We start from the raw sequence: 11,756 nt of genomic DNA on the forward strand, positions 1-11,756 counted from the left end.
GGAAGCTCGGGGCTCAAGCGTCGGCTGTGTCGACGTCCGCACACCCGGCAGGGTCGGGTCCGGACATGCGCACGCACTCGTCGAACGACGGGACAGCGCTACCGGAGTCCCCGGCCCGCTCGATGAGCAGCTCGATGGTGTCGAGCAGCCCGCCGATGCGCAGGTCGAACGGAGTGGCGGCGTCGTCGAACGCCCCCATCGTCCACAACCGCGTCATCGTCGGGTAGCGGGCCGGGTCGAAGGTGTTCTCCCAGAAGTCGGTCTGCGCGGACCAGTACGCCTCGTAGTCGGTGCCCTGGTCGCGTTCGTCGGCGATCTCCGCAGCGGCGGCGCGCGCGAACCCGGACACGGCCTGGCGCACGATGCCGATCGTCTCCACGACCTGGTTCGCGGTCAGGCCGGTGTCGACGAGGATCCGGAAGGCGGCCTCGTCCGCGTCGAAGACGTGGGGTGCCAACGGCATTCTCCAGGCGTTCACGGTGAGGAGCCAGGAATGGGTCCGCAGCAGCGAAAAGTACCCGCGCGCATAGGTTTCGAGCGCGGTGCGCCACGGCAGGTCCGGGTCGGGCAGTGCGAAGTCGGCGTAGGCGCGGTCGATCATGGCATCGATCAGATGGTCCCGGGACGGCACATGCGAATAGAGGGTCATCGTGCCGACGCCGAGCGCCCGCGCGACCGAGCGCATCGACACCGCGTCGAGTCCGCGCTCGTCGGCGATCGCGACCGCGGCGTCGACGATCTGCGTGCGGTTCACGCGCGCGGGCCGGCCACGCGTCGGAGCTGCCGGCGGTTCCCACAAGGGTGCGAATCGCTTGTCGCCCGCCGGGGGTGTGGTGTTGTCGGCCGGATCGATCTCGACCACTCGAACTCCTCGGAAGATGCCGTTGCGCGTGCTTTTCGTACAGCGTACCGTCAAATCTGTGACTGAATCGGTACACCGTACGGGAAACGCGATTCGGGCGAGAGGACTGACCAAGACCTTTCGCCGCAGGAAAGAGACCGTCGAGGCGGTCAAGGGCATCGACCTCGATGTCGCCCAAGGGGAACTCGTGGCGATCCTCGGCCCCAACGGCGCCGGAAAGTCCACCACCATCAGGATGCTCACCTCGGTGCTGACGCCGACCTCCGGAACCGCCGAGGTCGCCGGCCGCGACGTCGTGCGCGAGCCGGCCGCGGTGCGGGCCCGCATCGGATACGTCGGACAGGGCAACGCCGGGGGCTACTCGTACCGGGTCGGCGACGAACTGCGGAACCAGGCGCGGTTCTATTCCGTCCCCGGCGACGTCGCGAAACGACGTGCCGCGGACCTGCTCGAGGCGCTGGAACTGACCGGTCTGGAGAAGCGCACCGTGCAATCCCTCTCGGGCGGACAGCGCCGCCGGCTCGACGTCGCGATGGGACTGATGAACCATCCGCGCCTGCTGTTCCTGGACGAGCCCACCACCGGCCTCGACCCGCACGCCCGCGCGAATCTGTGGGAGCACGTCCTGCGATTGCGTGAGGAGAACGGTATGACGCTGCTGCTTACCACCCACTACCTCGACGAGGCCGACGCGATGGCCGAGCGGATCGTGCTGATCGACCACGGCACCGTCATCGCAGACGCCGCACCCGAGGTGCTCGAACGGGACTACGCCGACGATGTCGTCACCGTCGAACTGGCCGCGGGGCAGAGCCCGGCGACCGCACGGTCGGTGCTGCCGTCCGCCGTCGTCTCCGTGACCGAATCGGTGACCGGCACGGGTGCGGTGCGGCTCGCACTCAGCACACGCAACGGCCCCGAGTTGGTTCCGCCGCTGATGCGAGCCCTGGACGCCGCGGGCGTGTCCGTCACCTCGACCGACGTGAAACCCGCGTCGCTCGACGACGTGTTCCTCAATCTGACCGGCAGGTCCCTGCGCGAGGAGGCGGCATGACCTACGTGATCGACCGGACCGCGGCCGAATCCTATGTCCTGGAAGATCGCTCGCGGCTACGCAAGTGGCTCCACGACACCGGGGCGGTGTTCACGCGCGAGATCCTCGTCGTGCTGCACGATCCGTTCACGCTGATCTTCTCGCTGCTGCAACCGCTGGTGTTCCTCGCGTTGTTCGGTCCGCTGCTCGACGGCATGCTCGGCGCCGGTGGCATCGGTGGGGATACGGCGCTGCAGTGGTTCCTGCCCGGTGTGCTCGTGATGATCGCGATCTTCGGCACCGGCATGGTCGGCGGCAACCTGCTGTACGAGTTGATGACCGGTGCCTACGAACGCATCCTCGCAACACCACTGGACCGCTCGTCCATCCTCGTCGGCCGTGCACTGAAGGAGTTCGCACCGCTCGTCGGGCAGGCGTTGCTCATCACGGTCGCCGCGATCCCGTTCGGCCTGGCCTTCTATCCGATCCAGGTGCTCGTGGGCCTGTTGATCCTGGGCATCTTCGGGATCGGTCTCGGTGCGCTGTCCTACGCGCTGGGCCTGGCCGCGAAGGGCCGGGAGTGGCTGTTCTGGGGCGTCCAGCAGTCCGTGATCTTCCCCCTGCTGCTGCTCGCCGGCATGATGCTGCCGCTCGACTCGGGTCCCGCGTGGATGCAGGCGGCGGCCAAGGTGAACCCGCTGACCTACATCGTCGACGCCGAGCGTGCGTTGTTCACCGGCACGCTGTGGGACAGCGACGTCGCGTGGGGTTTCGTCGCCGCGTTCGCGACGTGTGCGGTCGGGTTGTGGGTCGGCATCCGCACGGTCAATCGGACGGTCTGACGGCGGTGCCCGCGGTGGTCGTCGCGGCCACGTTCACCATCGTCGCGTTGACTGCGGCGTTGCCGGTGAAGGTGTCGGTGACCGCCGGATCGTGCAGCAGGTTGACGTTGGCGCCGGGGTGGGCGGCGGCCGTGGACCAGCCGACACCCTTCTCGTCGTGACCCCAGCCGTGCGGAATCGCGACGGTACCGGCCCGGATCTCGTCGCTGACCTCGACGGGCACCACAATGCTGCCGATCCGGGAGCGCACGGTCACCGGCTGGCCGTGGACGAGCGACCGGGACGCGGCGTCGTCGGGATGCATCAGGACCGTGCACCGGTCGCGGCCCTTGACCATCGTCGGAATGTTGTGCAGCCACGAGTTGTTCGACCGCAGGTGGCGGCGTCCGATCAGGCGTAGGTCGAATTCCGTTTCCTGCGAAGGTTTCTCGGTCTCGGTGAGCAGGCGGCGTGTCTCGTCGACGAACTCCGGCGGCGCCACGTGCACGCGGCGGTCCCGGGTGGCCAGCAGCGACCGCAGCCGCGGTTGCAGCGGCCCGAGGTCGACTCCTCCGGGGGAACGCCGGATCTTCCCGAGTGTCAACCCCCGACGCCCGCGGCGCAGCACACCGTGCGGGCCGGTCAGGACACCGAGCGCACCGAGCCGCAGTGGGCTGACTCGATCGAGCAGGGCGCGGAGAGGACGAGTCAGCCGCGACCGCAACGGAAGCGGAAGCACCTCGAGGACCAGGCGCGACAGGATCTGCCAGTCCTCGAGCGCGTCCGCCGCCGGCTCGAACACCCGAGCGTTGAACCGTGCGTTGTTGCGGACGGAGAAGACCGGGAACAGGAAGTCGAATTCCTCGCGTTCGAGGTGGGACACCGGCGGAAGGATCAGGTCGGCGTGCCGGGACGTCTCGGTGAGGTACATGTCGACCGCGACGAAGAAGTCGAGACCCTCGAGGGCCTCGTCGAGACGGCCTCCCTGCGGGGTGGACAGCACCGGGTTTCCGGCGTAGGTGACCAGCGCGCGGACGGGGCCGCCGGAACCCGCTACGTCACCGAGCATCTCGTCGGCCAGACCCACCACCGGCAGTTCGGTCCGGAACGACTTGTGCTCGCCGGTGCGGCTGTTCCACAGGCCGTAGCCCGAACCGAAGAGCCGCACGAGACGGGCCGCGTCGATCGGTGGCGTCGCGAACATCTGGCCGCCCGGCCGGTCGAGATTTCCGGTCACGGCGTTGAGCGTGTTCACCAGCCAGTGGGTGAGGGTGCCGGTGACCTGATGGCAGACACCGATGCGGGCGTACGCGATCGCGGACCGGGCCGCGGCGTGGTCGCGGGCCAGGCGCCGGATGGTGTCCGCGTCCACCCCGGCGCGGGGCGCCATCGCCTCGGGCGTGCAGGGTGCGACCAGCTCGGCGAGGTCCTCGATGCCGGTCAGCGGCACGGTGCCCGGTGCCGGGCCGGTGCCGTCGGCGAGGATCGTGTGCAGCATGCCGAGCAGCAGGTACGGATCGCCGCCCGGACGCACCGCGACGTGCTCGTCCGCCAGCCGCGCCGTCTCGGTGCGCCGCGGGTCGACGACGACCACGGATCCACCGCGGCGCCGGATCGCGGCGATGCGGCCGCGGGCGTCGGGCATCGTGGTGATCGAGCCGTTGGACACCGCGGGATTGGCGCCGAGGATCAGCAGTCGGTCGGTGCGGTCGATGTCGGCGATCGGCATCAGCACGTTCGAGCCGAACATCTTCCACGCCGCGAACTCCTGCGGGAACTGATCGATCGAGGACGCCGAGTAGAACTTGCGGGTGAGGAGGGCGACACGCAGCGCGATGCCGTAGACGACCGACGAGCTGTGTGCGGCCGGGTTGCCCAGGTACATCGCGATCGCGTCGCGACCGTGCCGTCGCCGGACGGCGCGCAACCGTTCGCCGGCCAGCGCGAACGCCTCGTCCCAGCCGATCTCCTCGAAGCCGTCGCCGACGCGTCGCATCGGGCGACGGAGCCGGTCCGGGTCGTGGTGCAGATCCGCGAGCGCGGTGGCCTTCGGGCAGATGTAGCCGTGCGAGAGCACGTCATCGGGATCGCCCTCGATGCGGGTGACCCTGTCGTGGTCGACGGTGACGCGTATTCCGCAGTGCGCCTCACACAGGGTGCACTGACGAGCGACGGTACGTGTGGACACAGCGGCCCCCTCCGCGGTCATGTGTGAAACCTAGCACTCCCGCGAGGCGCTCGTAACGAAGGTTCGACAGTACGGACGATCGTCCGCGAGAGGACACCTTCGGTCCGTCCCGTCGCGGGCGATGTTCACCCGTCGTCGCGGGCGATGGCCGCGACTGGCAGCGTGCCGAGGATCTCGCTCAGGGGTACCGAGCCGGTGAAGGCCCGGCCGGTGAGCCGATCCGTCCAGCTTCCCGACGGAAGATCGAGAACCGTTTCCTCCCAGTCGATGTCGCTGAGTGCCACGGTGTGGAGCGTGGCCACCGCGACGACGTCGAGGTCGTCGGCGGCCGGTCCACGTCCGAATGCCAGGACATGGCCGGCGGCGGGACCCGCCGCGACCAGCGGCACGTACGCGCCGCCGACGAAACTCGACGGCCGCGCCCGGCGCAGGTGCAGCGCCTCGCGTACGACCCGGAACTTCGGAGGCGCCGCCTCGGGGTGGGCGAGCAGCCGGCGGCGGGTGTCGAAGTCCACCGGGCGCCGGTTGTCGGGATCGACGAGCGAGTCGTCCCACAGTTCGGTGCCCTGGTACACGTCGGGAATCCCCGGTCCGAGCAGTTGCAGCAACTTCTGGCCGAGCGACACCGCCGCGACGTGCCGGGAGACCGAGCCGACGAACGAGGTCATCGCGTCGTGTACCGGACCGTCGATCACGGCGTCGATCCAGCCCGCGACCGCAGCCTCGAACCCGTCGTCGACCTGCGTCCACGTCGTTCGTGTCCCGTTTTCCCGCAGTGCCTTTCGCGCGTACTCGTGGACCCGTCCGCGTAACTCGGTGGTGACCACTCCGTCCTCGGGCCACACTCCGAACAGGGTCTGCCACAGAAAGGATCCGAAGGCGGGGTCGGGACTCGGTGCGAGACCGTCCCACTCGGCCAGGTGAGCGGCCCACTGCGTTGCGACCTGGGAGAGTACCGAGATGCGGGCGCGGACGTCCTCGCTGCGTTTGGTGTCGTGTGTCGACAGGGCGGTCATCGCCTGCGGCCACCGCCGTGCCCGCTCCTGCCACGCCAGATGGAACTGCGAGACCGGCATTGCGAACCGTCCCGGCTGCCCACCGACCTCCTGTAACGAGATCAGCCGGGAGGCACGGTAGAACAGCCGGTCCTCCACCGCCTTCGCGGTCGCGGCGCCGCACACCTGGCCGAACCGGGCCGCCGCTTCCCCTCCCGTGGACAACGCCCGGACGAGCAGTTGCAGCGCTGCCTCGAGTTCGGGGCGAGCACCCGCGACCTCGCCGACGATCCGCGGCAGCATGCCGGCGAGCGGCGCATAGTCCGCCCGATACACCGGCAGCGCCGCCGCGACCGCGACCACCGCCTCGCGCAGCGCATTCGAGTCGACACCGGCCGTGCCCGCGTCGCGCCGCACCGCACGCACGAGCCGGCGAACCTCCGGTCCCAGTCCCTCGGTCAGGACGGCGCGTTTCGACTGCACCTCCTGCTCGTGGAACCATGCCGCGTCCTCGGCCGTGCCGGTACACCTGCGGGAGAGTTCGGTCAGAGCCGATTCGCCTCGCGGATCGACGAATACGGCTGCGAGCTCGTTCAATGCGTCGTACCCGGTGGTGCCGTCCACCGGCAGCGTCGGATCGAGCGGTTCGTCGGCGCCGAGGATCTTCTCGATCACCAGCCAGCGGTCCGGCCCGAGCAGCGTCCGCAACCGGACGAGATATCCGGTCGGGTCCGCGAGACCGTCCGGGTGGTCGACCCGGATTCCGTCGACCAGTCCGTCCGCCACCCACTCGGCGACCTGTACGTGCGCATCGTCGAACACGGCGGGATCCTCGACGCGCACCGCCGCGAGATCGTCGATCGTGAAGAACCGCCGATAGCCGACGAGTCCCGAGTCCCACGGCACCAACCGGTACGCCTGCCGCTCGTGTACTTCGGCGGCGGTTCCGGTGTCGGTGCCGGGTGCGACGGGAAACCGCTTGTCGTAGTAGGCGAGCATGGGTTCCGGCCCGGTGCGATCCACCGTCAGGTCGTCGGGGCCGTCGCCGGAGCCGAGTGCGGGCAGCGCGATCTTCCCGTCGGCACCATCGGATTCCCGATCGACGTCGAAGTGCCGGGCGTACCGGGACTGCTGCCCGTGCTGCAGCAGATCCCACCACCAGTGGTTCTGGCGGGCGTCGGCGACGCCGACGTGGTTGGGCACGATGTCGATCACCAGGCCGATGCCGCGGGAGCGCGCGCGAGCGGCGAGTGCTTCGAGCCCGGCGCGGCCGCCGAGTGCATCGGAGACCGTGGCCGGGTCGGTGACGTCGTAGCCGTGGGTCGATCCGACCGTCGCCGTGAGCACGGGGGACAGATAGAGGTGGCTGATCCCGAGTTCGGCGAGGTAGTCGACGAGCGCTGCGGCGTCGTCGAATCGCAGCTCGTCGCCCCGCAGTTGCAGGCGGTAGGTTGCCTGGACCGCGGGCACCTCGGATGGCTCCATGTGCAGTCACCTTAGACGGAATTCCGGCGGTCGACTCGTTCAGCGCTTTCTGTCGGACCCCGTCGCTACGATTCGAACATGCTTTCGATGGGGGTGCGTGGGGACGAGGTCGGGGCGCGGCTTGCTGCCCTCGACGCCGCTGTCGACGGCCTGCTCGGCGACGACCTGACCGGCCTGTCGAACGACGACATCGTCGAGGTCCTGCAACGCCTGGAAACCACCCTGCGCAAGGCCTCGGCGGTCGGGCATCGCCTGATCGTCGAAACCACCGAACGCATGATTCCCGGGCATCTCGGGTGCCGGTCGGTCAACGACTTCCTGGTCGGCACGCTGCGGATCTCCGGCGCCGACGCGGCCCGGCGGGTCAAGGGCGCGAAGAAGGTCGGGACCTGGCATTCCCTCGACGGCGAGGACATGGAACCGGAACTGCCCGCCACCGCCGCGGCACAGCGGGCTGGGGCGATCGGACCGGATCATGTCGCCGCGGTCGCGAAGGTGATGCGGAAGGTGCCGCACGGGGTCGGGTTCGACGAGATCACCGTCGCCGAGCAGATCCTGGCGGACGCGGCCTGCTCGGTCACGCCCGACGATCTCGTGAAACTCGGCGCGCATCTGCTCGCGTACCTGAATCCGGACGGGGACGTGCCGGACGAGAAGGAACGCAAGCGTCGGCGTGGTCTGCGGATCGGCAAGCAGGGCGTCGATCTCATGACCCCGATCTCCGGGCTCATCGATCCCGAGACCCGGGCGCTGCTCGAACCGGTCCTGGCGAAACTCGCCCGCCCCGGCATGAACAATCCGGACGACCCCGAATCACCTTCCGGTGATGTCGAATCCGAGACCCTCGACCGCGACGCGCTCGCCAAGGCCGCGGCCCGCGACACCCGCACCGCGGTGCAGCGCAACCACGACGGACTGAAAGTCGCCCTGTGGCAGTTGTTGTCGTCGGGTGTGCTGGGCAGCCACCGGGGATTGCCGGTGACCGCGATCCTGACCATGACCGTCAGGCAACTCGAAGACGCGACCGGCATCGTGACCACCGCCTCCGGCGGGCTGGTGCCGATCCGCGACGCGCTGCGCATGGCCGAGACCGCGCATCCGGTGCTGGCGATTTTCGATCACCACGGCCGGCCGCTGCATCTCGGCCGCGCCAAGCGCCTGGCGTCGGCCGATCAGCGCCTCGCATTGATCGCCGCGTCCGGTGGCTGCACCCGGCCCGGCTGCGACGCCCCCGCGACACTCACCGCGGTGCACCACGTCACCGAATGGCGGGACGGCGGGCTCACCGACATCACCAACGAGGACCTCGCCTGCGATGCCTGCCACGCGCTGGTGCACGACGGGCCCGGCGGCTGGGAAACACGCGTCGCGTCGGCCAACTCCGAGCACCCGGGTCGCACGGAGTGGATCCCGCCACCGCACATCGACCCCGAGCAGAAGCCTCGGGTCAATCACCGTCATCATCTCGGTGATCTGTTGTCGGCGGCGTTGGCGCACTACCGCGCCCGCCGCGAAACCGAGCTGCGCGAGCATCGCAGGCGGTGGATGCGGGAACCGGGCGGGGACGGCGCAGGTGACGAGGGCTCCCCGTAGCGGTCACCGGCGTGCCGAACTCTTCTTTCTCTAGGGCATTGTCCAGTAAGGCTTCTCCCTCCGCGTGCCGGTCGGCGAAGCGCGGAGGGGAGGGCATTTCAGGATTACCTAACTGAAGGTAGGCTCAGCTAACTATCGACTCGGGTGGGCGTGTGACCCGAGCCGAACTTGCCGTGTCCGCTCGACCTCGGAGGAGCCTCCGAGGGCGCTGTCCTGGGAGTTTCATTCATGATGTCGACTGCCGTCGTTCGCGCCATCCCCGTCACCGGTGCTCAAGCCGGTGTGTGGTTCGGACAGCAGGCGGTCGAGGAACCCGCGGTCTACGTCGTCTCGCACGCCTGGGAACTCCGCGGCACCCTCGACTCGACGGCACTCGTCGACGCCGTTTCCGCGACCCTCGGTGAGGCCGACGGCCTCTCGGCTCGTTTCGGTGAAGAGGACGGACGGGTCGTCCAGTGGATCGGCGCCCACGACATCACCGCGGTCCCCATCGAGGACCTCAGCGCTCTGCCCGCCCCGGAAGCAGCGGCCCGGGAGCGTCTTGCCGACCGGCAGGCGATAGACCCGGCAACCGACCCCTGCGTCGCGGCCCGGATCCTCCTGCTCGCCGACGATCACGCGATTGTCGTGCTCACCGCGCACCACATCGTCCTCGACGCATTCGGCCTCGGTCTTCTCGGTCGCCGCGCCGCCGAGCGATACTCGGCCGCCGTGCGCGGCGAGGCCGCCCCCGACTCGTGGTTCGGGACGGTCGACGCGGTCGTCGCGGAGTACGAGCAGTACGAGACGTCGGAGAAATCCGAGCAGGACCGCGCCTTTTGGACGCAGACCCTGGCCGGCGCCCCCGATGCCGTGACCCTGTCCACCGGCAACGCCGCGGCCGGATTCGCGGCGCGCGTGCGCTCCCACGCCCACGTGCTCGACCCCGAGTCGACCACCGCCCTGTCCGCGCTCGGCCGCACCGCCCGCGGAACGTGGGGCGACGCACTGGCCGCGCTCACCGCGGCGTTCGTCGCCGGCTGGACCGGGAACGGCGAGGTCGTCCTCGAGTTCCCCCTGATGAACCGCTTCGGCTCCGCCGCGATGACGGTCCCGACGATGGCGGTCAACGTCGTGCCGCTGCGTATTCCGGTCGCCGCCGACGCCACCGCGGAGTCCGTGACCGCCGCCGCGATCGCCGCGATCCGTGCAGCCGGTGCCCACGGGCGGTACCGCGGAGAGCGGATCGCCCGTGACGTTCGTACCGAATCCGGTGCCGCCGTGTCCGGACCGTGGCTCAACATCAAACCGTTCGGTGACGAGCTGCGCTTCCACGGCCTCGACGCCCAGGTGCATTCGCTCGCGCGCGGGCCCGTCCGCGATCTGTCCCTGACCGTGCGCCAGACCGCCGCCGGCGCCGTCGAGCTGCAGTTCGACGCCGACGCCGACCGTTACAGCGAAAGGGACCTGGAACTCGTCGCACTGCGACTGGCCCGCTTCGTCGAGGCGGCGCTCTCCGCCGACGGCACGCCCGTCGCGCGCACCGCGACGCTCCTGGACACCGATTTCGCCACGATCGCCGAACTCGGCGCCGGAGCCGTCCGCGAACTCGAACCCGCCACCCTCGACGACCTGCTCGTCCGGCAGGCACGCCGTACGCCCGACGCCACTGCCGTGCGGTTCGAGGACCGCACGCTGACCTACCGCGAATTCGATGCGGCCGTCCAGCGTTTCGCCGATCGCCTGCGCGAACACGGCGTCCGGGTGGGAGATCGGGTCGCGGTGCTCCTCGCCCGCTCCGAGCGGCTGCCGCTGGTGTTGTGCGCAATCCTGCGCACCGGCGCCGCGTACGTCCCCGTCGACACCGCCTATCCGGCGGACCGGATCGCCTACATCCTCGACGACGCCGAACCCGCCGCGGTCGTCACCGACGCCACCGCCGCCGACCGAGCCGATCTCCTCGCGGACCTGACCGTGCCCGTCATCGCCGCGGACACCGCGGCCGACACCACCGCGGAGACCCGCACCGACGCGGCGCACGCCGACCGGCCGCTCACCGTCCGCGACGCCGCCTACCTGATCTACACGTCCGGATCCACCGGCCGGCCCAAGGGCGTCGTCGTCTCCCACGAGGCGATCGTGAACCGGCTGGTGTGGATGCAGGACACCTACCCGCTCACCGCCGACGACCGGATCCTGCAGAAGACCCCCTCGAGCTTCGACGTGTCGGTGTGGGAGTTCTTCTGGCCGTTGATCACCGGCGCCACCCTCGTGATGGCCCGGCCCGACGGCCACCGCGACCCCCAGTACCTCACCGACGTGATCGCCGCGGAGCGGATCACCACGCTGCACTTCGTGCCGTCCATGCTGGCCGCGTTCGTCGAATCCGCGCCGTCCCCGGACCGCCTCGCGACCGTCCGCCGCATCTTCTGCTCGGGTGAGGCGCTGCCGGCCGCGACCGCCCACGCGGCAGCCGAACTCGTCGGCGACCGGGTGCACAACCTCTACGGCCCCACTGAGGCCGCGGTCGACGTCACGTACCACGCCTACGGACCCGCCGACGACGACCGCGCGTCGGTGCCGATCGGGTTGCCGGTGGCCAATACGTCGGTGGTGGTGTTGGACGGGTGGTTGCGTCCGGTGCCGGTCGGGGTGGTGGGTGAGGTGTATCTCGGTGGGGTGCAGCTGGCGCGGGGCTATCACGCGCGGGCGAGCCTGACGGCGTCGCGGTTCGTCGCCGATCCGTTCACCCCCGGTGGGCGGTTGTATCGGACGGGGGATCTGGTGCGGTGGTTGCCGT

General features: G+C 69.8%; 7 protein-coding genes. 4 read left to right on the top strand and 3 right to left on the bottom strand.

What is annotated here, in order from left to right:
* Positions 1–13: 13 nt before the first annotated feature.
* Complete coding sequence (locus M1M07_RS07015) at positions 14–862, bottom strand: TetR/AcrR family transcriptional regulator (protein ID WP_248673664.1); 849 nt, start codon at positions 860–862, stop codon at positions 14–16.
* Between the two features lie 58 nt (positions 863–920).
* Between M1M07_RS07015 and M1M07_RS07020 the strand changes: the two genes are divergently transcribed.
* Both M1M07_RS07020 and M1M07_RS07025 read left to right on the top strand, forming a co-directional pair.
* Positions 921–1,916, top strand: a complete 996-nt coding sequence (locus tag M1M07_RS07020; RefSeq protein ID WP_248673665.1) for an ABC transporter ATP-binding protein — start codon at positions 921–923, stop codon at positions 1,914–1,916.
* Positions 1,913–2,737 carry an ABC transporter permease gene (locus M1M07_RS07025; protein WP_248673666.1) on the top strand — a complete coding sequence of 275 codons (825 nt, stop codon included), beginning with the start codon at positions 1,913–1,915 and terminating at the stop codon, positions 2,735–2,737. The genes M1M07_RS07020 and M1M07_RS07025 overlap by 4 nt, the downstream gene beginning before the upstream one ends.
* Here M1M07_RS07025 and M1M07_RS07030 read toward each other — a convergent pair.
* Together M1M07_RS07030 and treY are read right to left on the bottom strand one after the other, a co-directional pair.
* The gene (locus M1M07_RS07030) at positions 2,721–4,925 is read right to left on the bottom strand and encodes a molybdopterin-dependent oxidoreductase (RefSeq protein ID WP_248673667.1); all 2,205 of its coding nucleotides are present in this window, start codon (positions 4,923–4,925) and stop codon (positions 2,721–2,723) included. The genes M1M07_RS07025 and M1M07_RS07030 overlap by 17 nt on opposite strands.
* Before the next feature lie 104 nt (positions 4,926–5,029).
* Positions 5,030–7,384, bottom strand: a complete 2,355-nt coding sequence (gene treY / locus M1M07_RS07035; RefSeq protein ID WP_248673668.1) for a malto-oligosyltrehalose synthase — start codon at positions 7,382–7,384, stop codon at positions 5,030–5,032.
* Positions 7,385–7,462: 78 nt separating this feature from the next.
* Between treY and M1M07_RS07040 the strand changes: the two genes are divergently transcribed.
* Both M1M07_RS07040 and M1M07_RS07045 read left to right on the top strand, forming a co-directional pair.
* A complete protein-coding gene (locus M1M07_RS07040) occupies positions 7,463–8,977 on the top strand; it encodes an HNH endonuclease signature motif containing protein (protein WP_248673669.1) in 1,515 nt (504 codons plus the stop codon).
* A gap of 228 nt (positions 8,978–9,205) precedes the next feature.
* On the top strand, positions 9,206–11,756 hold a 2,551-nt coding region (locus tag M1M07_RS07045; RefSeq protein ID WP_248673670.1), incomplete at its 3' end, for an amino acid adenylation domain-containing protein.

The sequence above is a fragment of the Rhodococcus sp. HM1 genome (genome assembly GCF_023218075.1).
Lineage (GTDB): Bacteria > Actinomycetota > Actinomycetes > Mycobacteriales > Mycobacteriaceae > Rhodococcus.

Bases quoted from the DNA above. Each gene is read 5' to 3' on its own strand.
- M1M07_RS07025 (WP_248673666.1), top strand. From the start codon at position 1,913: ATGACCTACGTGATCGACCGGACCGCGGCCGAATCCTATGTCCTGGAA.
- M1M07_RS07030 (WP_248673667.1), bottom strand. From the start codon at position 4,925: ATGACCGCGGAGGGGGCCGCTGTGTCCACACGTACCGTCGCTCGTCAG.
- treY (WP_248673668.1), bottom strand. From the start codon at position 7,384: ATGGAGCCATCCGAGGTGCCCGCGGTCCAGGCAACCTACCGCCTGCAA.
- M1M07_RS07040 (WP_248673669.1), top strand. From the start codon at position 7,463: ATGCTTTCGATGGGGGTGCGTGGGGACGAGGTCGGGGCGCGGCTTGCT.